The 23,863-nt window shown below is 41.8% G+C and carries 23 protein-coding genes and 1 other annotated feature; of the genes, 3 read left to right on the forward strand and 20 right to left on the reverse strand.

Features of this window, described 5'->3' with window-relative positions; genetic code table 11:
* Nucleotides 1-70: 70 nt before the first annotated feature.
* The 4 genes from HF078_RS18240 to HF078_RS18255 form a co-directional block, all read right to left on the reverse strand.
* On the reverse strand, nt 71-1,207 hold the full coding sequence (locus tag HF078_RS18240; RefSeq protein WP_168864440.1) for a bifunctional cystathionine gamma-lyase/homocysteine desulfhydrase: 1,137 nt from the start codon (nt 1,205-1,207) through the stop codon (nt 71-73).
* Between the two features lies 1 nt (nt 1,208).
* The gene (locus HF078_RS18245; protein ID WP_169292476.1) at nt 1,209-2,132 is read right to left on the reverse strand and encodes a PLP-dependent cysteine synthase family protein; all 924 of its coding nucleotides are present in this window, start codon (nt 2,130-2,132) and stop codon (nt 1,209-1,211) included.
* Nucleotides 2,133-2,165: 33 nt separating this feature from the next.
* The gene (mtnN, locus tag HF078_RS18250) at nt 2,166-2,867 is read right to left on the reverse strand and encodes a 5'-methylthioadenosine/S-adenosylhomocysteine nucleosidase (RefSeq protein WP_169292431.1); all 702 of its coding nucleotides are present in this window, start codon (nt 2,865-2,867) and stop codon (nt 2,166-2,168) included.
* 78 nt (nt 2,868-2,945) lie between these two features.
* The gene (locus HF078_RS18255) at nt 2,946-3,587 is read right to left on the reverse strand and encodes a class I SAM-dependent methyltransferase (protein ID WP_169292432.1); all 642 of its coding nucleotides are present in this window, start codon (nt 3,585-3,587) and stop codon (nt 2,946-2,948) included.
* A gap of 210 nt (nt 3,588-3,797) precedes the next feature.
* Between HF078_RS18255 and HF078_RS18260 the strand changes: the two genes are divergently transcribed.
* A complete protein-coding gene (locus HF078_RS18260; protein ID WP_148979855.1) occupies nt 3,798-4,007 on the forward strand; it encodes a YrzA family protein in 210 nt (69 codons plus the stop codon).
* Nucleotides 4,008-4,072: 65 nt separating this feature from the next.
* Nucleotides 4,073-4,558: a hypothetical protein gene (locus HF078_RS18265; protein WP_169292433.1), complete on the forward strand. Its 486-nt coding sequence runs from the start codon at nt 4,073-4,075 to the stop codon at nt 4,556-4,558.
* Between the two features lie 20 nt (nt 4,559-4,578).
* Here the strand turns inward: HF078_RS18265 and HF078_RS18270 are convergent, their stop codons facing one another.
* The 9 genes from HF078_RS18270 to mltG form a co-directional block, all read right to left on the reverse strand.
* Nucleotides 4,579-5,538, reverse strand: a complete 960-nt coding sequence (locus HF078_RS18270) for a nuclease-related domain-containing protein (protein ID WP_169292434.1) — start codon at nt 5,536-5,538, stop codon at nt 4,579-4,581.
* 430 nt (nt 5,539-5,968) lie between these two features.
* Nucleotides 5,969-6,667 carry a DUF1510 family protein gene (locus HF078_RS21230; RefSeq protein WP_169292435.1) on the reverse strand — a complete coding sequence of 233 codons (699 nt, stop codon included), beginning with the start codon at nt 6,665-6,667 and terminating at the stop codon, nt 5,969-5,971.
* 93 nt (nt 6,668-6,760) lie between these two features.
* A complete protein-coding gene (locus HF078_RS18280) occupies nt 6,761-8,536 on the reverse strand; it encodes a peptidoglycan D,D-transpeptidase FtsI family protein (RefSeq protein ID WP_205831679.1) in 1,776 nt (591 codons plus the stop codon).
* A 276-nt stretch (nt 8,537-8,812) separates the two neighbouring features.
* A complete protein-coding gene (gene greA, locus HF078_RS18285; RefSeq protein WP_169292436.1) occupies nt 8,813-9,286 on the reverse strand; it encodes a transcription elongation factor GreA in 474 nt (157 codons plus the stop codon).
* A gap of 162 nt (nt 9,287-9,448) precedes the next feature.
* Nucleotides 9,449-10,084: a uridine kinase gene (gene udk / locus HF078_RS18290; RefSeq protein ID WP_169292437.1), complete on the reverse strand. Its 636-nt coding sequence runs from the start codon at nt 10,082-10,084 to the stop codon at nt 9,449-9,451.
* 4 nt (nt 10,085-10,088) lie between these two features.
* Complete coding sequence (locus HF078_RS18295; protein WP_169292438.1) at nt 10,089-11,360, reverse strand: peptidase U32 family protein; 1,272 nt, start codon at nt 11,358-11,360, stop codon at nt 10,089-10,091.
* Nucleotides 11,361-11,382: 22 nt separating this feature from the next.
* Nucleotides 11,383-12,309 (reverse strand): peptidase U32 family protein, encoded by a 927-nt coding sequence (locus HF078_RS18300; RefSeq protein ID WP_169292439.1) that lies wholly within the window; start codon nt 12,307-12,309, stop codon nt 11,383-11,385.
* Nucleotides 12,306-12,968: an O-methyltransferase gene (locus HF078_RS18305; RefSeq protein ID WP_169292440.1), complete on the reverse strand. Its 663-nt coding sequence runs from the start codon at nt 12,966-12,968 to the stop codon at nt 12,306-12,308. The genes HF078_RS18300 and HF078_RS18305 overlap by 4 nt, the downstream gene beginning before the upstream one ends.
* A 168-nt stretch (nt 12,969-13,136) precedes the next feature.
* A complete protein-coding gene (gene mltG / locus HF078_RS18310; RefSeq protein ID WP_169292441.1) occupies nt 13,137-14,276 on the reverse strand; it encodes an endolytic transglycosylase MltG in 1,140 nt (379 codons plus the stop codon).
* Nucleotides 14,277-14,521: 245 nt separating this feature from the next.
* Between mltG and HF078_RS18315 the strand changes: the two genes are divergently transcribed.
* Entirely contained in the window at nt 14,522-15,001 is a 480-nt protein-coding gene (locus HF078_RS18315; protein ID WP_169292442.1) for an Rrf2 family transcriptional regulator, read from the forward strand.
* A 20-nt stretch (nt 15,002-15,021) separates the two neighbouring features.
* Here HF078_RS18315 and HF078_RS18320 read toward each other — a convergent pair whose 3' ends face one another.
* From HF078_RS18320 to HF078_RS18350, 7 genes are all read right to left on the reverse strand, one after another.
* Nucleotides 15,022-15,306, reverse strand: coding sequence for a DUF1292 domain-containing protein (locus tag HF078_RS18320; protein ID WP_010196082.1), 285 nt, complete (start codon nt 15,304-15,306; stop codon nt 15,022-15,024).
* A 16-nt stretch (nt 15,307-15,322) separates the two neighbouring features.
* Complete coding sequence (gene ruvX, locus HF078_RS18325; RefSeq protein WP_169292443.1) at nt 15,323-15,739, reverse strand: Holliday junction resolvase RuvX; 417 nt, start codon at nt 15,737-15,739, stop codon at nt 15,323-15,325.
* Nucleotides 15,740-15,742: 3 nt separating this feature from the next.
* The gene (locus HF078_RS18330; RefSeq protein ID WP_010196077.1) at nt 15,743-16,009 is read right to left on the reverse strand and encodes an IreB family regulatory phosphoprotein; all 267 of its coding nucleotides are present in this window, start codon (nt 16,007-16,009) and stop codon (nt 15,743-15,745) included.
* Nucleotides 16,010-16,281: 272 nt separating this feature from the next.
* Nucleotides 16,282-18,915, reverse strand: coding sequence for an alanine--tRNA ligase (gene alaS / locus HF078_RS18335; protein ID WP_169292444.1), 2,634 nt, complete (start codon nt 18,913-18,915; stop codon nt 16,282-16,284).
* A 418-nt stretch (nt 18,916-19,333) separates the two neighbouring features.
* Nucleotides 19,334-19,561: a binding site (T-box leader), on the reverse strand.
* Between the two features lie 46 nt (nt 19,562-19,607).
* Complete coding sequence (locus HF078_RS18340; RefSeq protein WP_240951793.1) at nt 19,608-20,666, reverse strand: AI-2E family transporter; 1,059 nt, start codon at nt 20,664-20,666, stop codon at nt 19,608-19,610.
* Between the two features lie 57 nt (nt 20,667-20,723).
* Nucleotides 20,724-22,085 (reverse strand): aspartate aminotransferase family protein, encoded by a 1,362-nt coding sequence (locus tag HF078_RS18345; RefSeq protein WP_205831680.1) that lies wholly within the window; start codon nt 22,083-22,085, stop codon nt 20,724-20,726.
* A gap of 182 nt (nt 22,086-22,267) precedes the next feature.
* Entirely contained in the window at nt 22,268-23,734 is a 1,467-nt protein-coding gene (locus HF078_RS18350) for a CoA-acylating methylmalonate-semialdehyde dehydrogenase (RefSeq protein ID WP_169292445.1), read from the reverse strand.
* Nucleotides 23,735-23,863: the final 129 nt, after the last annotated feature.

Genomic DNA, 23,863 nt, shown 5'->3' on the forward strand with positions numbered 1-23,863 from the left:
TAGAACGCTAATCAACAGACACAAAAAAAGCCCTATAAGAGCTATACTCTCATAGGACCTTACATCACTTTTATCCTTCAATAGCCTGTTTCAAATCAGCAATAAGATCTTCTACATCTTCAATACCAACTGATATACGTACCAATCCATCAACAATTCCAAGTTCTGCACGACGTTCAGCTGGAATGGACGCATGCGTCATACGTGCTGGAACAGAAATCAAGCTTTCTACCGCTCCTAGACTTTCCGCTAGCGTGAAGTATTTAATTCTTGCCAACAGCTGATCTGCTTTCTCTGCACTTCCGATATCAAAGGACACCATACCCCCAAAACCGCCAGCTTGCTGCTTGGCAACTTCATGGTTCGGATGATCTTCCAACCCAGGATAATAAACTTTTCCTACAAACGGATGGCTTTCAAGGAATTCAACGATACGGTTAGTGTTCTTTTCGGTCGCTTCCATACGAAGTCCAAGCGTCTTAATTCCACGCATCAATAACCAAGAATCCTGCGGCCCTAAGATGCCTCCCGTTGAATTTTGAACGAAATGCAGCTCTTCTGCCAATTTCTCAGAGTTAACGACAACAAGACCAGCCACCACATCACTGTGCCCTCCAATGTACTTCGTCGCACTATGAAGGACAATGTCTGCACCAAGATTGATTGGCGTCTGCCAGTATGGCGTGCTGAATGTGTTATCAACAATCGTCAGTAGATTATGCTTTTTCGCAACTAAACTCGCTTTTTGGATATCGGTCACTTTTAACAATGGGTTGGTCGGTGTTTCAATGAAGAGCGCCTTCGTATTTTCTTGAATGGCAGCCTCAATATTTTCCACCTTGCTAGTGTCTACAAAAGTAGAACTGATCCCCATTCTGTTTAGCACCTTTGTCATGACACGGTATGTTCCACCGTACACATCATCTGTTAAGACTACGTGGTCACCGCTGTCAAACAACATCATAACTGCAGTTATGGCCGCCATACCAGAACCAAACGCAAATCCGGCTTTCCCATTTTCTAAATCCTTGATTAATTCTTCAAGCGCATGACGTGTAGGATTTCCAGTTCTGGAGTATTCATACCCCTTGAAGTTTCCTACACTCTCCTGTTTATACGTACTAACTTGATAGATGGGAGTGGAAACCGCACCTGTATGAGGATCTCCAAAAATTCCACCATGTATCAACTTTGTTTTTTTATGCATATCAAATTCCTCCTTCATAAATCTTTTTGCTTAAATAGCGTTCGCTGCTATCGGCAAAAATCATCACAATGTTGGTTCCAGGTTGGGCAATTTTTGCTTCTTCCAAGGCTGCATGAAGTGCTGCCCCTGATGAGCTCCCGACCAACAACCCTTCTTTTTGCGCCAATTCTTTGACGCGTTCAAACGCATCCACATCATACACCGTGTGGATGGAGTCGAAGTATGTTTCATCCATGTATCCTGGTAAAAATTCCATCCCTATGCCTTCTGTTTTATGCGGACCGGACTCGCCGCCATTAAGAATCGATCCCTCTGGCTCCACGATGACCGTTTTCACATCCGGGTTCTTTTCTTTCAGATATTTTGCTGTTCCCATGAATGTTCCACCAGTTCCAGCTCCTGCAACAAATACATTCACCTGTCCATCCAACTGCTCCCAAAGCTCAGGACCCAGTGTCTTGTAATAGGTTTCTGGATTGGCAGGGTTACCGAACTGCTGTGGACAATAGGAATTGGGAATTTCCTTGTTAAGCTCTTTCGCTTTCTCAATGGCCCCCTTCATACCGAGTGGTGTAGGCGTGTGAACAATCGTTGCACCAAGTGCCTTCATGAGCTCTTGCTTTTCCACACTGAACTTCTCCGGCATACATACCATCACCTTATAGCTGGTGCCGACTGCTGCTAGAGCAAGACCAATACCAGTATTACCAGCCGTTGGTTCAATAATCGTCCCGCCTTCTTTCAGCTTTCCGGAACGAACCGCATCTTCTAAAAGCTCTATTCCTAATCGGTCTTTAATACTTCCGCCTGGATTATAAAATTCAAGCTTAGCAAAAAGGCGCACCCCTTGTGGCACCTCAAAATTAGTCAACTCCACGACAGGTGTATTTCCTATCAAGCCATGGACATTTTTAAAAACGTTCATCATTTATCCCCCCGCAGACATTACTTCCGTGTGTTAAGCGTTTTTCAGCTCACTCAGCATATTTTCAATTAACATGGAAGAATGCAATGCTGCTTTACTTAGGAATTGATCGAAACTGATATTGGATTCCTTTCCAGCGATGTCAGACAGTGCACGGATTACCACAAACGGTACTTCAAACGCATGACAAACTTGCGCAATTGCCGCCGCTTCCATTTCCGCAGCTTGCAGCTCAGGCATCTTTTCCCGAACCGCTTCCACACGTACCGGATCATTCATAAAGGAATCTCCTGTTGCAATCAGTCCTTCCACAACCTGCATGCCACTTACATTCTCAGCAGCTTTTTTTGCTAAAGCCATAAGCTTTGCATCTGCTTCAAATGCTGCCGGCAAGCCCGGAACTTGTCCGTATTCGTATCCAAAAGCCGTCACATCCACATCATGATGACGAACTTCCGTCGAAATAACAACATCTCCAACATTTAATGCTGGCGAGAACCCACCGGCAGATCCTGTATTAATAACTACTTCAGGCTTGAAACGTTCTAATAGTAAAGACGTACTAAGCGCCGCATTTACTTTCCCAATTCCTGATTTTGAAAGAACAACATCCACGCCATTCAATGTTCCTGTATAATATTCACAACCTGCAACAGTTGTTGTTTCCATACCTTCAATCTTTTCACGCATGATGGTTACTTCTTCTTCCATTGCTCCGATAATTGCTACTTTCATTATAAAATCCCTCTTTTCTTAATATGAGCGGCAGGAACATCCACCTCTTTAGAAAAGAGAACATGTAATGCCCACCTGCTATTGTTTCGTCGCTTCCATTACCCAGACAAAATGATTAAATCGCTGGTACTCCACTTCAAATCCATGCTTTTCAAAAATAGCTGTCAGGACATCCAGTGTTGTATAGTATTCAGTCTTTAAATCATTAGCCAGATTTAAAAACGTATGCTTTTCTGCCTGTTCAATTGTCGCAATGTACGCCTCTTTATTTTCAAAGACCGTATCAGCAAATACTATTTTACCACCTTTATCAAGTAACTTTCCATAGTGCGCCACCGCTTCTTCCTTTTCTGCATCTGTTAGATGGTGAAACGCATACGTGCTGACAATGGATTTAATTGGTTCAGGTGGTATCGGAAAGCTCAGGAAGTCACCATCCTCAAGGCTAACCGTCTTCGGAAGCTTTTCGACAGCTTTTTCGCGCATCGTTTTGGAAGGCTCGATAGCAAAAACTTCATGGCCTTTTTTCAGCAACTGTGCTGTGAGGTTCCCGGTACCTACACCAAATTCTACGACAGGACTTAATGCCTTAGAGGCCACATCCTTCAAGATATCATCATACCCACGGAAAACCTCTGCATATTCTTGATCCTTCCCACTTACTGTCGCATCATAATAATTTGCCCAATCGTTAAACAGTTCGACGAATTCACGTCCCATAGATGATCACTCCAAGAATAATTTATATAATTCCTATAAGCATAGTATGTTTTAAAAAAATAACTGTTCTCAATCTAACACATGTTTCTATTTTCTTCAATGAAAATGTTTGGTAGGATATACTTAGATAGTTGGTAGGAGTAGGGTTAGAGCAATTTCAAAAGGGCTACAAAACTACATGGTATAAACCCGATGAAAGGACTTGGAATTATGAACTTTGAATTTAGTTTGTTGGAAGATAAAGTGGAATTCTTTGAAGCGCTTGATTTAAAGACGTTAGAGAAAAAGATAAATGAGCAAATCGACCATAATCGCGCCATTATGCTTGGTGTTCACTCCGTTTCTCATCAGATGCATGTGGATGAGGAAGGCAGACGCTTTTATAGCGCAGTCGTGCATTTTAGGTTGAAGGGGAAATAATCTCTGATATGTGTAACTATATGGAAGAACAGTTCGTCTAGTAAGTTGAGAAGGAGGCGGACTGAATGCGTGTATTAATCTCTATGTTGGGATTTGTAATTATTTTGTTGGTGACCGGATGCTCCGGGATGTCAGGGGAGGTTGATACGGAACGGATAACACCCCCTGAAGCTGTTGTAATAATTGATGGAGATACATATGAAACGGTCCGAGGGAGCTTCTGTTGGAACAACAAACGTCAAGGAGTGTGTGAAGATTACTCCGGCTCTGTTGGCCTTTTGGCAGATAAAGAACCAATAATAGTAGCTCCAGGTGAGGAAATAACAATTGATATACCAGATGGACCGGAGCCTAGTGAATATTCGGTGGATTTTTCGTTGACTGATCAATATGAGAACATTGTTGTCTTAGCAGTTGAGAACAAATTTAGTGCACCAACGGAAGAGGGGCTCTATTACTTCTCCTACTTTGCAAGGTGGAAAAATAAAGCATATGACGGAGATGCCTACTACGCATTTCTGATTGAAGTGGACGAAAGCGCTCGGGAGTGAGCGTTTTTTGTATTATTTCTCTACAGGAAATATCTTCTACCTTTATAGTCCCCTTCGAATCTAAGGTTTAATGAGGATAAGTATTTGGAAGTAGCTGTTGGAGAAGGCAATTGAAGAAACCACCGTATTTCTTTATTTGTGACTATATCCCCTATTAACAATTTATGATCTGAAAGTGCTTCTAGGTGTGAGACTTTAGAACAATCTCCACATTTTAAGCAATGCCATGTTGATCTCTTTTTTTGCATTGGGACACATGTACAAGAATTACAGATTACCCCAAGTATTAGTTCATGGGGTTCAATATTATAATAGGCAAGAAGATTAAACTTATCAGGAGTATGCTTTTTTATCATCAGTTTTGAAAGTTTTACTAGATCTTTCTTACTTAGGTGTTCGTGCCTATGATTACTGTTAATCTCTTGTATTCTGTTTGGAAGGTTCGTATGAAAAGTAACATTTTTTAGAATAGAGGATGTGGTCTTGATAAGAGTGGCATTAGTATGAGTTAAAGCGATGAGACTTGCGATTGGTAACGGAGGGAAATTGTGTTTCTCTAGCCAAAGTCTAAGCTGAAGCCTTTGACGTGCCGTTTGAGAAATTGGATCGCTTAATTTTTCTATGCCTCCATTGTCAGGTAAGTGTCTTATTAGTTGATTTGCCTGCTGGTCAAACTCTAAAACTCCATTTATATACTTTGAATCAACTATAATGCAGTGTGTCTGCGAGAGAAGAAATGTGTCCATTTGAAAGAATCTACCTTTTGGATCTTCAAGCCTGAGACTGTTTACTATTAGGTATTTGTCATCAGGGAGATAGGTTAAAAAGTAATCCATTGCCTCTTCCCCTTTATGGCCGTAGAATAATCTACCATGTTCTTTTTCCATTAGTGAGTATTTAGGATGATTTTTTGGGACTCTTCGCATTGCCGCTTCATGAGTTAGAAGTCTATGCGACTTTTCCCTTTGCTTTTTGATCATTTTCCACCTCCGCTTTTCATTCTTAAGTGTATTCTCTTCTTCTTAGTTAATTTCCTGCACAATAGTCATCTTTTTATAAGCATTTGTTTTACGTAACCAATTCTAGAAATCTCGTTGAAAAGTTTATTTTCCAAACTCCTATATTTATTTTCCGTTACGGAAATATACGAGCAGTAACGCACTATTTGTTTTCCGTTTTTCAAAAATACGAGCCGATACATGACATTTACGAGCAGTTCGACAAAATACCCCAACACCCGACACCCGGGATACCCCTGTTTTGTTGCCCCCGCCCCCCAACGCTAAACCACTACCCCACCAAAAGCCCTTCAACACTTCCATCCCTTGACCTAGCTCCCAAGTTCAACCCCACAAAAAAAGACCCACCCCCATTGGGATAGGTCCGCCACATTTATTAAAATCACATACTTTACAACGCCTTAACCTGCTCCACCTTTGTAGGCTTCCAACCTTTGTTGGTTACCCACTCCAAATAGACTTTGAAGTTCTCGCCGGTGGATTTGTTTTTGATGGACGCTACAGATAAGTGCTCGCTGCCGCCATTACCTAGGAAGTACAATGTGTAATCCCCACTCTTTAAACGGGTAGCTGCTTCCACGGCTTTCAGCTTTTCATTCCAGTCTACATGGCCTTCTTCATACACGGATGTATGTGGTTCAGATTGAGAAGTTCCTACAGGTCCCCAACCAGGGTTGGTCATCGTTTTGATGACATTTGGGTCATCGGAGTTTTCGGAAACCTCTGTCTCAGAATCGTCAGCTTCTTCGGATTCTTCCTCTTTTTCCTTTTCCTCTTTTTCCTTTTCTTTCTCAGCAGATTCTTCCGCTTCCTCAGATTCTGCTTCGGCTTCTTCCTCGTCAGTTGGAGCAGCTTCCTCGGATTCTTTCTCCGCTTCGTTCTCTTCTGTTTCACTTAATTCCTGTTCCCCTGTAGCCAGCTGATTTTCGTTATCTGTGGCTGGGTCATTCTTTCCGAAGAACAAGGAGGAAGCAAGGACGATGATAAATATGAATACAACACCAATCAGGATATTCAAGATCATGTTTGTTTTTTTACGTTTGGTTGTTCGGCCGTAACGTGAGCCACCTTTGTTAAAGTCTAAAGACACGACAGTCCCTCCTAGTCAAAGCCAAATATAGTATAATTACAATAGCTTATTGTACCATCAATACTATAAAAAGCACAGTGAAAAGGATTGCCATTACCTTTCTTGGTTTTCCCAGTTGTATATTTCTTCGACCATTTTTGAATACACAGATGAGACATTGTTCTCATCAATCACGTCTAATTCGACCATAACCATGGCATACTTAGGACTTTTGATTGGAAAATAACCTGCAAACCACCTATTTAATAATTCCCGATTGTCTTCCGTAAATTTCCCCGTTTGCGCAGTACCGCTTTTTCCGGCAACTTCGTAAGAGAGGCCATTCATCCTCCAACCTGTCCCAGTTTCCCCTGCCACTACTTCTCTAAGCAAGTGCTGGAGTTGCATAACGGTATAGGATGATAGTTTCTCAACATCTCTATCCTGGTCAGGAAAAGAAAACAATGTTGTTCCGTTTTTGTATAGGATGTCACTAACAAGCTTCACTTCCTTAGATTCTCCACCACGCGCTATTGTTGCCATCATATTTGCCACGGCGAGCGGAGTCACTTTGACATCTTTTTGTCCAATAGATGTCTGCGCAACCGCGAGGGGAACTCCTTTATCTTCGTCGTTAGCCCAAACCATATTCTCTTTTTCACTAGGTATTTGTACAAAATCATTAAAGCCGAACATATCACCCTTCCATCCAACGGTTCCTGTTAACCCCAACATGGTTGCATACTTATCTAATGCATTTTTATCTTTTTCCACCAACAGCTTTCCAATCTCACCAAAAGTGTAGTTACAACTCTGGGCAAAGCTTTCTTCCAGATTGATCGTACCCATACGCTTCTTTTCATCCTCGAGCAGATCCCCCCTAATATCCAAATCACAGTTAAACACCATTTCATTGTCCACAACGTTTTCCTCAATTGCTGCTGCCGTCACGACAGTTTTGAACACTGAGCCTGGAAAATGGGGTTCTAGCATGAAATTATGTGCACCCGCTCCTTTTGTCGGATTTTCAGGATCTAAGGATGGTTTGGACACCATTGCGACCACTTCATTTGTTTCAATATCAATCACCACCAGCCCGCCCTTTTTCACCTGGTATTCATTGAGCGTTTTTTCCGCCAGCTGCTGAATGTTCTTGTCAAGGGTCGTTTGGACAGTAAGAGGATAATAGGGATTGGACGGAGACATATAACGGACATCAATTCCAAACAACGGACCGCCAAAACGATCGACGTGATAGAGTAATTTTGTAGAGCCTTCAGGCAGGATGATTTCATCGAATGCCTCTTCTAAGCCCGAGACCCCGATTGGCGTATGCGGGGAATAGTTTTCTTTCTCGACCTTGTCGGCATAACGCTTCATAAATGTATCGTCGTCCTCTCCTGTCACACCAATAACGTGTTCTGCCGTTTTTTCATCCAGTTCAAACTGGCGATACAGTGCGACTATGCCTGGATAATCAAGCTCGTTAATTTGTTCCATTTTTTCATCAGTTAGACTTTCTGATAAAACGACCGGTTTTTCCGCATCAACAAGCAGGTTGTCTATCTCGGTTGCATTCATCTCCAAAATACCGACAAGTTCATCTTTTGGCCAATCAAGTCCATTTAGGAAAGGGAATAAGATGACACTTGGGAAATAGTCATGAGTTAGCGGAAGGCCATTACGGTCGATGAATCTGCCACGGCCTTCATCTATTACAAGAGACTGTGTTCGCTGTTTCACGCTTGCTTCAATTAGGTTTATATGTTGATCGGTAAAAGATTCTGTGCTGATTAGTTGCACTTGAACAAGCCTTCCGATAAGCAGGCTTAAGAGCAGGACGACACAGATTCCGAGTTTATTGATTCTCCCTTTGATTAACCGTTGCATAAAAAAACACCTCATCAACATTGTTGACGAGGTGTGTTCTTTTTAATCAAAAGCTGTTTTCTAATTGATTTGTGTAATTGGCTTTATAGATTAAACGTTACTTTGCGCTACAGGCACTCGCTTTCCGCGGGGCGGTGCTTGAGCCTCCTCACAACGCTTCAGGGGTCTCAAGTCTACCGCTACCTCCCGCCGGAGTCGAGTGCCTTACGCTACAATCCACTTGTCCGTCTAACTTTATTATACCAACGAATCTTTAAAAAACAGCTTTTAAAAGTATTATTTTACAGAAACAATCTTCACGTTCATTTCTCCGCCTGGAGTTTGGATGGTTACTTCATCGTTTACGCGTTTGCCCATTAGGGAGCTTCCCATTGGGGATTCGTTAGAGATGTTACCTTCGAACGGATCAGCCTCTGCGCTACCTACGATTGTGTACGTTTCTTCTTCGCCGTCTGGTAGCTCCACAAATGTTACCGTTTTCCCAAGGCCGACTGCGTCTGTATCCTTATTTTCTTGGATGATCTTTGCGTTGCGGACCATTTGCTCAAGAAGCGTGATGCGTCCTTCTACGAATGCTTGCTCTTCTTTTGCAGAATCGTACTCAGAGTTCTCAGAAAGATCTCCGAAACTGCGTGCTATCTTAATACGTTCCACTACTTCTTTACGTCTTACGGATTTTAGGTGTTCTAATTCTTGTACAAGCTTGTCTTTCCCAGCCTGTGTCATTGGATATACTTTCTCTTGTGCCATGACTTTTCACTCCTTCTAGTAATTGCATTCCCCAATTTACGTTGTATCTTTATGGCAATATGGTTCAAAGCCTATGTAAATGTGGAAAAAGATGTACCCATTAAATGGAATACATCGTCGCTCCTTCCACAATTGGAAAATTCTCTAGCTTCTCATATGTTATTACAAAATCTCTTTTTGTTCAAGAATTGTTTGAATTTTTGTTACCATCAGGTCGATAGCAACGTGATTTTGTCCACCTTCAGGGATGATGATATCTGCGTATCGCTTCGTTGGTTCAATGAACTGATTGTGCATTGGACGAACAACCGTCACATATTGTTCAATGACAGAGTCAATCGTACGTCCGCGTTCTTTAATGTCACGCAGCATACGACGGATGAAGCGCAAGTCAGCATCTGTGTCTACAAAAAGCTTTATATCCATTAAGTTACGCAAACGTTCGTCTTCTAATACCAAAATTCCTTCAACAATGATAACATCTTTCGGTTCTACTTCAATCACTTGAGATGACCTTGTATGAAGAGTGTAATCGTAGACAGGTTTGTTGACTGTATCATAGTTTAATAAATGCTGAATGTGTTCAATCAATAAGTCGTTATCAAATGCCAAAGGATGGTCATAGTTAGTTTGTAACCTTTCTTCCATCGGCACGTCTGTCTGGTCTTTATAATAGTAATCCTGTTCAAGCATTAGGATGGATTTCTCTGTAAAATGATCAAAAATAGCTTTGGTTACACTCGTTTTTCCTGAGCCAGATCCTCCGGCTACACCGATTACGATCGGTTTTTTCCCCATGGTATTACTGCCCCTTTCGCATCATGTTGTTCGGATAAATTGGCTTTTCCACTTTGAATTTCACAATTTGTAATGGATGGCGGGCAGCATCTAGTTCATTGCCTTTCTCATCCCAAACCTTCTCTATTTTTTGTGTGAAGTTTTCAATTTCCGGACCGAAGAATTCCACTTCATCGCCTAGTTTAAAAAAGTTTCTTTGTTGCAAGGTCACTATTTGAGTTTCCTTATCATAGTCAAGTACCAGGCCTACAAAGTCAAAGTCTGTCTTCTTGCTATGGTTGCCAAACATTTGCTCTTTATACCCCGGAACACCTTCAAAGAAAGCAGGAGCTGTTTCCCGGTTTGCACATTTATCAAGCTCTTCCAGCCATTCTTGTTGGATCGTGAAGTTCTCAGGATCTGCACAATAAGCGTCGATTACTTTGCGGTACACACTTACTACTGTTGCTACATAGTGAATGGATTTCATGCGGCCTTCAATTTTCAAGCTGTCGATTCCCAATTCAATCATTCTAGGAATGGATTCAATAAGCTTTAAATCTTTCGGACTCATGGCAAATGGCGCATCACCTTCAGCAAAAAGCGCCTTTTCATTGCTACCATCCAATTCGTACAAATCGTAATCCCAACGGCAAGACTGGCAGCAGCCTCCACGGTTAGAATCTCGTGCTGTCATATGATTACTTAGCGTACAGCGTCCAGAGTATGCGATACACATGGCACCGTGAATGAAGGTCTCAATTTCGATGTCCACTTTCTCTTTCATTTCACGAATTTCCTCAGCGCTTGTTTCACGCGCAAGTACGACACGCTCTAAGCCTTCCTCTTTCCAAAACTGAACTGCTTTCCAGTTAGATAGAGATTGTTGTGTACTTAAGTGAACTTCAAGTTTGGGTGCCACTCTTCTACATGTTTCAATGATGAGCGGGTCAGCAACAATAATTCCATGTACTCCTGCACCTTCAATGCCGCGAAGATAATCATCAAGTCCGTCCATGTTTTCATTGTGTGCGAAAATATTAGTGGTTACATAGATGCGAGCGCCAAATTTTTCAGCAAATTGAACACCTTCCGCCATTTCATCAAAGGTGAAATTACCTGCATTGGAACGCAATCCGTATTCCTGACCACCGATAAACACGGCGTCTGCACCATATTGAACAGCTATTTTTAATTTCTCCAGGTTACCTGCTGGTGCAAGTAATTCTGGCTTTTTGACGATCACTCGTTTTCCATCTACTATCTTGGAAATCTTATCATTTACATAGGTTGTCATAAAAGGCTACCTCCTTTTCACATTAATAGACTGTTTCTTTAAAGAAGAACCCAGTGTCCAATGGACGGTGTTCTTGTTGAAGGTTTTCCATTTCATTTAACAGATCATCTTTGATGTCTTCGTAGGCTTCTCTGTCATCTGCACAGAGGTCTATTGCTTTTCTGTATCTTTTTGTTACTTCTACGATATATTCAGGTGTTTGTAATACACCATCGATTTTGAAGCTATCCACTTCTGCATCTATCATTTCTTCTAGTTCGTCAATGATGCACATGTCGTTTGGACTCATGATGTGTGTGCCGTTTTCATCTTCATAGACAGGATATTTATTGCTTCTTTCTTTGTCATGAAGGATCATTGCACGCTCTTTGCCTTTCTCCACTTCCATCTGTTTGCCTTGATATTCAAAATAGTGCCCAAGCAATGAACGTTTGGATTGGAACATACAGGTCATGCCATGGACTTGGACTTCTATTTCCACTTCTGCGTTTTCCTTGATTTCAACAATAGCATCCATATTGATTTCTCGAGCTAACACGGCACGTTTGGAGCCCTTTCTGCCCCAATAATTACAGGTGTAGTAGTTGGTTGCTGTCGTTTCCGTATTCCAATGTAGCGGTATGTTTGGAGCAACTTCTTTTGCTGCCATTAAAACAGCCGGATCCCCGAAGATAACCGCATCCGCTCCTGCTTCATTCAAGAATTGAAGATAGACGGATAACTCGTCCACTTTTTCATTATGAAACAGTGCATTCATTGCCACATACACTTTTTTCCCGTGTTTATGGGCAATTTCAATGGCCGCCTTCACTTCTTCTTTTTTGAATTCTCCGGCTAAGCGAAGCCCATAGCGTTCTTCTCCGACAACAAATGCATCTGCTCCTGCATCTATTAAATCCTTTAAATTTGTTAAGTCTTGTGGTGTCACTAATAACTCAGGTTTTTTCAACGTTCTTCACCTCTTTTTATACTGATTGCAATCCCGTCACCAACAGGCAAAATTGTGGTGATGTAGTCCGGATGTTCCATCAACCATCTATTGTATTGGTCAATTTTTTTTACTAGGTTTTTAATTCTTTTCGGTTCTATCGATTCGTGGTTTTCTGCTACCATCCCACGGAAGAGGACGTTATCGGTGATGATGATTCCCGCTTCATTTAAAAGGGTTTCATACATGGTAAAGAACCGTTCATACTGCCCCTTTGCTGCATCAACAAAAATGAAATCAAACGGTGCTTCTTTTTCCACTTGGTCCAATACTTCCAATGCGTCTCCGAAGATCAGTTGAATTCTATCTTGGAGGCCGGCTTGTTCTATGTGCGCTTTTGCTTGCATGTATCTGTGCTCATCACGCTCTATCGTCACAATGGTGACCTCAGGTAAAGCTAGTGCCATTCTGATTGCTGAGTATCCGATAGCTGCGCCAATTTCTAAGATTCTTTTTGGCATGGATAGTCTTAAGAGTTGCAGAAGTGTTTCCATTCCTACTAGGTCCATGATTGGGACATTCTCTTTTTCTGCAAGGTTTTCCATTTTGCTGACAAGTTCATTTCTAGGGGGAGTTAGATTATTCAAATAAGTAATTATTTTATTTTCATTGGCTTCCAACTTTGGACGCCTCCTTTATTCTTGCTAAAAACAAAGAAAATAGAGGTGACCTCAATGGAGGAACCCTCTTTAACGTTACAATTAATTTAGTTCAAAACAACTCGATATATTTTACCACAAAAAAATAGGGAATGCGAATTAATTTCGCACTTCCCTATACTATAAATCTTACCCATTGTCCTGACTTGAGATATGTTCGTTTTTGTCAATATTATGTTCTTCCAACGTTTCGTTGAATAGCACTTCACCATCAGGTGTGGCCAGGAAGTAATAATACTCCGTTTCAGCAGGACTTAATGCAGCTTGAATGGATGTTAAACCTGCATTGGCAATTGGTCCTGGTGGCAGACCTTGATTCAAGTACGTATTATAAGGGGAATCCACTTCAAGATCCTCATACAGCGTTCGCTCTTTATGTTCACCGAGCGCATATAACACCGTTGGATCTGTTTGAAGCGGCATTCCTACGTCAAGTCGGTTGTAGAATACACTTGAAATTTTTTCACGATCTGCTTGCATAGTTGCCTCAGCTTCAATCAAACTTGCCATTGTCAGCAATTCATGTGTTGTTAACTCTATATTTCCCATACCTATTCGAACTGCGTCATCCTGAAGAACCTCGTTTGTTTTTTGAAGCATAACATCAATAACTTCTTCTGCAGTAGGGTTCTCTACATAGAATGGATAGGTTGCAGGGAACAGATAGCCCTCCAAGGCATACTTTACGTTTTCGTCAAACATTTCATCGTTAATTACCTTTGGATATTTCTTCCTCATTTTATCAAGAAAGTCTTTGTCATTTGCTTTTTCCAGAAACTCTTTTTCTGAAAGCCCCATTCTATTTTCAAGGATTACAGCAATTTGCTCCAATTGACGTCCTTCGGGAATGGTAATTTGAAATACCACTTCTTGTTGAACTCTTCCTTCTTTTAAGTGACCGATAATTTCATCTAATTTCATGGAAGGACTTAACTCGTATTCTCCAGCCATAAATCCTGATTCATTCTTAAACTTTACATAGTAACGAAATACTTTCCCATTATTGATGATACCATTTTCCTCTAAAATTCGACCAATTGATGTTGGGGAAGATCCTATCGGAATTTCAACCTTTTCGGTTTTGGTTTCTTCCTCATTCACAGGCTGCAATGCATTTTTTATATAAAAATAACCGCCGCCGATTACACCAGTCAGGGCTAGCATAAGTATGATAAATACTGTAAAGACAATGCGGCGCACAATCTTTGCTTCAAAATGTTTTTCTTTCAATTTTTCTTGAATATAGTCTTTATTATTTTTTTCAGACAAAAAAATACCCCCTCTCGTACACCTAACAATTATACAACAAATTCTTTATTTTTTTGACAAAAAGCATGTATTTTCTCTTTTCCGACACATTCCCACATCATATTTTACCATTTTTTTCGCGATATTCATTACTTTTTTTCCTAAATATTTTGAATTTATTAGGTTGTTTAGCTTACAGTCATTTAGTAGTTTTACCATTTTCAATCAGAATAAAGGGTATGGTAAAATAAATTTGGAGGTAGAATATGAAACTAACACTATACACTGACTACTCATTGCGAGTTCTATTATATTTAGCAAGTGCACCTGATAACAACAAACTCATTCAAATTAAAGAGATAGCTCAAGCATATGGTATTTCAAAAAATCACCTTATGAAAGTAACCTTTCATCTTGGAAAGTTAGGGTACGTGGAGACGATTCGCGGCCGTAATGGGGGGTTGATGTTAGGAAAAGAACCCAAGGAAGTGAATATTGGTGAACTCGTGCGGCAAACAGAAGAGGATTTTCACATTGTGGAATGTTTTCAAGATCACGCTTCCTGTGTGATATCACCTCACTGTAAGTTAAAAGGGGTGCTATATCAAGCAACACAAGCCTTTATTTCCGTGTTGGATCAATATTGTTTAGAGGATTTGATTATCAATAAAGAGCAATTAACCACTCTATTGTTTCCGGATGTAGAGAGCACGGACGGCCAAAATAAAGAGAGCAAACAGGAATAACCTGCTTGCTCTCTTTTTTCTTACTCTTCTTCTTCAGCCAAGAAAGTGTTTAACATTTCTTCAATCATGTCCCACTCTTCATCCGTTTCCACCGGTTGAAGGTCGCCACCTTCTTCTGATTCGCTAGGAACGAAGCTTGATGCATGGATTTCGATATCATCCTGGTCATCATTTTCTGCTCCTACTGGGTAATAAAGTACATAGGATTTTCCAAATTCCTCAGAATCAAATGTGAAAAGCACCTCACATAATTGCTCGTTTCCGTTTTCGTCTACTACTGTGATATTTTGTTCTCCGTGTTCCATTATGCTCACCTCTAATTTATTGTTGGCTGTCAAGATATCCTTGTAAAATGACAACGGCAGCCATCTTGTCTATTACTTGCTTTCTTTTTTTTCTACTTACGTCAGCAGAAAGCAGAATTCTTTCTGCTGCTACAGTAGAAAGCCTTTCGTCCCAATAGATGATCGGAAGTCCCGTTTTGGCAGTCAGCATTTCGCCATAATGCTTGCTGGCTTCTCCGCGTGGACCGATGGTACCGTTCATATTCTTTGGTAAGCCGATAACGACTTTTTCAGGCTTATATTCAGCGATGATCTGCTTCAATCGCTTAAAACCCAAGTTTTTTATTGCTTCATCAATTTTTATCGTTTCCAAGCCCTGTGCTGTCCATCCCATTTCATCACTGATGGCAACACCGACTGTTTTGGAACCGACGTCTAAGCCTAAAATGCGCATGTACTACTCCTTGCGGTGCTGTTCTAGGTAAGACTTCACTAATTCTTCAATTAGCTCGTCCCTTTCAATTTTCCGAATAAGCGTTCTTGCTTCTTTATGACGCGGAATGTATGCTGGGTCTCCAGATAGCAAGTAACCAACGATCTGGTTGATAGGGTTGTAGCCTTTTTCCTGCAACGCCTCATAAACTGTTATTAATACGTCATCCACATTAGCTTCCAATGCATCTTCCGGAAAGTTAAACTTCATTGTTTTGTCAAAGGAGCTCATCATTTGCACCTCTCTCTTAGACTTCTTTTTTCTAGGATCCGTTAAAACCGCTGTTGATTTACGCCCTGGGCTTCGCTTTCCACGGGGCGGTACTTGAGCCTCCTCACAACGCTTCAGGGGTCTCAAGTCTACCGCTACCTCCCGTCGGAGTCTTCGCCCGGTGCTCCAATCAACAGCTCTAATATTCCAATATCAATAGAAACTATTTTAACTTAGCCTTTTCTATCTGCTTGTAAATTGTTACCTATATTGTACACCAAATGTCGGCAATGTTAAACGGATTTTATCCAATCTTCAACAGATTGTAATGCAGAATCGACTTGTTCTGGGTTTTTTCCGCCTGCTTGTGCCATGTCAGGACGACCTCCGCCGCCTCCACCGCAACGTGTAGCCACTTCTTTAACAACCTTACCGGCATGGTAACCTTTTTCAATTAGATCTTTGGTTACCCCTGCAGAAATGTTTACTTTTCCATCTTGTACACTTGCAAGTACTATGATACCAGAACCAAGCTTATTTTTTAAATCATCCACCATTGTACGCAAGTTGTTCATGTCTGTATCAGCTACCTTGCTCACAAGCATTGTTACGCCATTGACGTCCTTTGCTTTTGATGAAAGGTTGGATGCTTCAATGTTTCCAAGCTTAGAAGCCAAGGATTGATTTTCTCTTTGCAGTTCTTTCATATCGGATAAAAGAACGTCGATTCTTGTTCCTACTTCCTGTGGTTTCGTTTTAAGCTTAGCTGCTGCTTCTTTCAAGAGCTGAACTTGATCATTTAGTAGGCGATAAGCGCCTTCACCTGTCACAGCTTCCATACGGCGTGTTCCTGCTCCTATACCAGACTCAGAAACAATTTTGAATAGGCCGATCTCAGACGTGTTTGGTACATGACAACCACCGCAAAGCTCCAGGCTGTATTCCCCAACCTGAACAACACGAACTATATCTCCGTATTTTTCACCAAACAATGCCATTGCACCCATCTCTTTTGCTTCAGTGATGGATTTGTTTTCAATGACAACATTGATGCTCGCCCAAATCTTTTCATTAACAATCGCTTCAATCTTCTCGATTTCCTCTTGTGTCACTTGACCAAAATGAGAGAAATCAAAACGAAGGCGGTCAGCCGTTACTTGAGATCCTGCCTGGTTTACATGAGTTCCCAGCACGTCTTTTAAAGCTTGGTGGAGTATGTGTGTAGCTGTATGGTTCTTAATAATCTGTGCACGGTTTTTTGCATGCACTTCTGCTTTGACAGCCTGTTCAGTCCTCAATACACCTTCTTCTACTACGATTGTGTGTAGGTTTTGTCCATTAGGAGCTTTTTGTACATCCTTCACAAACCCTCTACCTGTTTCTGTAACGATATATCCATGGTCAGCGATCTGGCCACCACTTTCAGCATAAAAAGGTGTTTCTGTTAACATTATTTGTACTTCTTCACCCGTTTGTGCATCATTAGCAAGCTCACCATTTTTTACGATGACAGAAAGCGTTGTATCTGCACTAAGCTGGTTGTATCCTATAAAGCTGCTTTCAGTACGGATTTCTCCTAGCACACCAGATTGAACTTGCATGGAACTGGAGTCTTGACGCGCAGAACGAGCACGGTCACGTTGCATTTCCATTTCTTTTTCGAATCCTTCATGATCAAGTGTCATGCCCTGTTCTTCCACATATTCCTCCGTCAGTTCTACAGGGAACCCGTACGTATCATACAGTCGGAATGCGTCTCCACCGGAAACTACTGCACTTCCATCCTCTTTAGCTTTTGCAATGACAGTGGAAAGGATCGCCAAACCATCATTCAATGTTTCATGGAAACGCTCTTCTTCGGTTTTCACTACACGCTGGATAAAATCTTGTTTTTCTTTTACCTCTGGGTAGAAATCGACCATGATTTCCGCTACAACTGGCACAAGTTCATACATGAATGGACGGTTGATGCCTAGTTGCTTAGCGTAACGCACTGCTCTTCTTAAAAGACGGCGGAGTACATAGCCGCGTCCTTCATTAGAAGGCAGGGCACCATCACCAACTGCAAATGTCACGGTACGGATATGGTCAGCGATAACTTTAAATGCCGTATCTTTTTCTGCATTTGTACGGTATTTTTCACCAGACACATTTTCAGTCGCTTCGATGATCGGAATGAAAAGGTCGGTATCAAAGTTTGTCGGCACATCTTGAATAACGGAAACCATACGCTCAAGCCCCATACCTGTATCAATGTTTTTCTTAGGAAGCGGTGTGTAAGTATGGTCTGGATTGTGGTTAAACTCAGAGAATACAAGGTTCCAAATTTCAAGGTACCGCTCGTTTTCTCCACCAGGATATAGTTCTGGGTCATTTAGATCGTTCCCATAACTTTCACCACGGTCATAGAATATTTCTGTATTAGGTCCACTTGGGCCTTCACCGATATCCCAGAAGTTACCCTCTAAGCGGATGATTCTCTCAGCAGGTACACCAATCACTTCATTCCAGTACTTATAAGCTTCTTCGTCTTCTGGATGAATGGTAACGGATAATTTTTCAGGTTCAAAGCCAATCCATTTTTCGCTCGTAAGGAACTCCCAAGCCCAGTCGATTGCTTCTTTTTTGAAGTACTCACCAATGGAGAAGTTACCAAGCATTTCGAAAAAAGTATGGTGACGTGCCGTTTTACCTACATTTTCAATATCGTTGGTACGGATTGATTTTTGCGCATTACAAATACGTGGATTTGCCGGGATGACACGGCCATCAAAGTATTTTTTCAGGGTTGCTACGCCACTGTTGATCCATAGTAGGGATGGGTCTTCGTGTGGGACAAGGGATGCGCTTGGTTCAACTGAATGTCCTTTTTCTTTGAAGAAGTCCAGGAACATTTGTCGTACTTGAGCGGATGTTAGATGTTTCATTAGATTTTCCTCCTTTGAGTGTTACTGTTTCATACTCCTGTTTCTTTCCGTTCCAGAAGGTCGCATTCCGCGGTGCGGTGCTTGAGCCTCCTGCTGCGCTGAAGGCCACTGAAAAAGTCTTGGATTAAGATATTGTTCAGACACCGCTGTGGATTTCCGTAAATGGCTTAGCTTTCCTAGGGGCTGACGTGAGCCTCCTCGGCAAGCCTGCGGGGTCTCCACCTTGCACTATCTCCCTCAGGAGTCTTCACCTTTTGCTCCAATCCACAGCTCGAAATTACCAAATACAATATCATATCAGTTTTACCGTGACCTCCAGCGGGGTCTCGAGTCTACCGCTACCTCCCGCCGGAGTCGACCACCTTGCACTTCAGTCAACAGGGGAATTTGAAGAAAACAAAAAACTCCCGTCCCTAATAACAGGGACGAGAGTGTTCTCGCGGTACCACCCTGATTATGACAGAATAACTCTGTCATCTCTCAGATTGCTTTAACGGTGCAAGCCGGCAGGATTTTACCCCGCTCTCCGGATTAGCTTTCCATTACCCTTCACCCTGGAATTCTTGCAGCCGTGGAATTCCTCTCTATGTGAGCATTTGCTCGTCAGGATGGTCTGTAACGTACTTAGATCCTTCTTTGAATTAGTTTATGTAGCTAGTATGCTTCGATTATATGCAACAGAAAGACCGTTGTCAATGTTTGATGAAATGAGCGGTAAGATGGGTTAGAGTAACTTTCATCACAGCGAATACTGGTACTGCCAATATCAATCCTACCACCCCTGCAACCTCTCCTCCAATCAATAGCGCTAATATGATGAACACAGGGTGAATATGGAGACTTTTGCCCACAATCAATGGCGATAGAATATTCCCCTCTATAAACTGCAGACCAAATATGATGATGATTACTAGAAAGACCATCTTTACAGACACCGTCGCAGCGATGATTACTGCCGGAAAGGCCCCGATAATCGGGCCAAAATAAGGAATGATGTTCGTAACTCCAATAATTACACCGAGTACGAGTGGATATTTCATGCCAGCCAACCAGAGGCTGGCGGTTGCCAATAAGCCTATTATCAAACAAACCGTCAACTGTCCTCTTATATAACTACCCAGTGAGATGTCTACGTCCTTTAAGAAGGCGATTCCTGGCTCCCTCCATTTTCGGGGCGTCAAGTACCAAACCGTTTTTTTCACCTGATCATAGTCCTTTAACAGGTAAAACACGATAAAAGGAATGACAATCAAAATAAAAAAGGAGTTCAACAAACCTTTTAATCCGGCTACAACTTTTGTCAGGAGATTTGAAAGCATTGCTTCAAATTCACTAAAAGTCTGATCCACCCTATCGTGAATTCCATCCGGCCAACCAGATGTAGAACTATGAATCTGCTTTATCCAACCGCTGTATGTCTGGGCTAATCGGGGAAAGTTGTCTGAAAGCTCCCAAAGTTGATCAATAATAACCGGGATCCCTTTGTAGCCTATGAGACCGATTCCACCAAAAAATAAGAGGTAGATGATGAGAATAGCAATTGGTCTAGGCATCCCTCTGTTGTGTGTGTATTCTACAACAGGGTGTAACAGGTATGTAATGAAAATGCTGATGAAAAATGGGATACTAATGATGAAAAGCACCTTTAAAACGGGCGCCCACAATGGACTCAGTTTCATAAACACATACAAAATAATCATAACGAGTAGAAGTGTACCTAGGCGTAACAGCCATTTCTTCTGATTTTCCAAGAGAAACGCCTCCTACTCGTTATTCTCTATTTAGTTATCAAGATTTATACAGTCCTTTTACTCCAACTCTGAAATGGAGTCGGCCACTGTTTTAATGATAAATTGCAGGTCTTCATCACTGATGGAAAGCGGCGGTGACAAAGTAAGAACATTATTAAACCCTGCGACAGTCGCTCCGTTTTTCCCAACTATTAAGCCTTTCTTTTTACAAGAGGCAATAACCCCGTTTATTTTATCTATTTCAATTGGCTCTTTTGTTTCCTTGTTTTTAACAAACTCCAATCCTACTAGGAGCCCTTTTCCTCGAACATCCCCAACAGATGGATGATCTGATAGACGGGATTTTAGTTCGCTTAATAAAACTGCCCCTTTTTCTGCAGAGCGCTCTATCAGCTTTTCATTCTCCATTATTTCAAGGTTTTTCAGTGCCAAGGCACATGAAGCAGGACTTCCGCCAAACGTATTAACATGACGCAAGTAGTCGTACTCCTCAGATCCTTTGAATTGGTCATAGATTTCTTTTTTAACAGCTGTGGCTGAAAGTGGCAAGTAGGCACTTGTGATGCCTTTGGCCATAGTGATGATGTCTGGTTTCACGCCATAATTCATGAATCCAAATGGCTTTCCGGTTCTCCCAAAACCGCAAATCACTTCATCTACGATTAAGAGGGCACCATGCTTTTTACAAATTTCAGAAACTGCTCCCATATAGTTGTCCGGCGGGGTAAGGATCCCTCCCCCTGTAATGATAGGTTCCATGATCATCGCAGCAATGGTTTCACTGAGCTCCCAAGTCATCACTTGATCTACATCTTTCACGCATCTCAAACTCATTGGGTCTTCTGTCTGGGCATCTTCCATTCTATATGTGTCAGGTGGCGGAATGTGCACAAATCCTGGAGCGAGGGGTTCATATTTATATTTTCGTTGTGCCTGGCCTGTTGCTGCTAGGGATCCCATTGTGTTTCCGTGATAGGAACGGTATCTGGAAACAATTTTATACCGGTTGCTATCGCCACGCTGGGCATGATACTGCCTTGCAATTTTAAAGGCTGTTTCATTCGCTTCCGATCCACTGTTAGAAAAGAAAATGACATATTCTTCTCCAAGCCACTCGTTTAGCTTTTCGGCAAGTTTAATGGCCGGGACGTGGCTTTGTGTTAGTGGAAAATAAGCCAGTTCTTTCAGCTGTTCGTAAGCCGCTTCTGCAAGTTCTGTTCTGCCGTAGCCGACGTTAACACACCAGAGTCCCGACATACCATCCAAATAGCGGTTTCCATCAATATCCGTAATCCAAGCACCTTTAGCTTCTTTTACAACCATGGTGGAGGATGGGCTATAGGGTTTCATGGAGTGCCATAGATAGCGATCATCTTGAGCCAATAAATTTTGTTCTTGCGTTTGATTTATTTTAGCCAACGGAAACACCCTTTCTGTGTGAGGAGCATTGCTAACCATTCACACTTAGGAATCTTTAAAACACCTCTGGTGATTTCCTCAAATGGCTTCGCTTTCCTAGGGGTTGACGAGAGCCTCCTCGGAGTCTTTGCCTTTTGCTCCAATCACCAGCTAGAAATCATCTCTATACTCTACACCTTATTTTAAAAATCGAATCTTGATGTGATCATTTTTTTTCGGGTGAAGAAATTGACGCCGTCTTTTCCGTTTACGTGAAGGTCGCCGTAGAAAGAATCTTTCCATCCGGAGAATGGGAAAAATGCCATCGTTGCAGGTACCCCTACATTGACACCGATCATTCCAGCATCTGCCTCTTCTCTGAACTGTCGCACTGCCTTTGCATCTTTTGTATAGATGGTAGCTCCATTTCCGAATCGTGATTTCTCGATATGGGACAATGCTTCATCAAGGTCTACTGCACGTAAAAGACTTAGGACCGGTGCAAAAATTTCTTCCTTAGCAATCGTCATTTCAGGGGTAACATGATCAAAGATGGTTGGCCCAAGATAATGGCCTTCTGTCATTTCGTCCATTTCTTTTCGACCATCTCGTATTAGAGACGCACCCTCAGATACACCCTGTTTAATGTAACCAAGTACTTTTTCTCTATGGCTTTCTCTAATAACAGGCGTCAATAAAACTTCCTCATCCATACCGTTTCCGATTGTTAGGGAGTTTGCTTTGTTTTTCAGCTCTTCTACAAATTGATCGTTATCTCCGACTACCACAACGGCACTGCATGCCATGCAACGCTGTCCCGCACTTCCAAAAGCAGATGTCAAAATATGCTGTGCAGCTTTTTCTATATTGGCATCCGGCATTACGACATGGTGGTTCTTTGCACCAGATAGTGCCTGAACCCGCTTGCCATTTTTCGCCGCTGTCTCATACACATATTTTGCAACAGGCTGAGAACCGACAAAAGATATCGCTTTAACATCCTCGTGATCTAGTAAACCATTAACCACATCATGTGCACCGTGGACAATGTTCAACACCCCGTCCGGCGCTCCTGCTTCTGTAAACAGCTCCACTAAACGATTGGCAAGCATCGGTGTCCGTTCAGAAGGTTTAAGGACAAACGTATTTCCGCATGCGATTGCGAGCGGGAACATCCAAAGTGGAACCATCATTGGGAAGTTAAATGGAGTAATCCCCCCTACCACTCCGAGTGGATATCTGTACATGCTAGAATCAATGTCTTCCGCGATGTTTGATAAGGTTTCTCCCATCATTAATGTTGGAGCACCTGCTGCAAACTCTACACACTCTAACCCTCTTTGTACTTCTCCATGCGCTTCCTTAAAAGCTTTTCCGTTTTCAAGTACAATTAGCTTTGCGAGTTCGTCATGATTTTGTGTTAATAAGTGATGGTAGGCATACATAATGCGTGCACGTTTTGGCACGGGCGTATCTTTCCATGTTTTAAAAGCAGTTTTGGCTGCCTTGACTGCTTCTGCTACATCTTCTTTGGTTGAAATCGGCACCTTTGCCAAACATTCCTTTGTAGCAGGGTTTATGACTTCCATCTGTTCCGAACCTTTGGAATCCACCCATTTTCCATCTATGAAATTTTGCAATACCCTTGTGTCTTTTGAAGTAATTGTCATGATATGTCCTCCTCATCCTTTAATAGAATATTTAGAACTTATGACTATTATCTGACAAAATAGAAAGGCTTTCATTAGACAAAATGTAAAATGGATAAGGTTTCACTCCTGACATTTTGCCAGAAAAAA

Source organism: Bacillus sp. RO2, assembly GCF_012911845.1.
GTDB lineage: Bacteria > Bacillota > Bacilli > Bacillales > Bacillaceae_I > Sutcliffiella_A.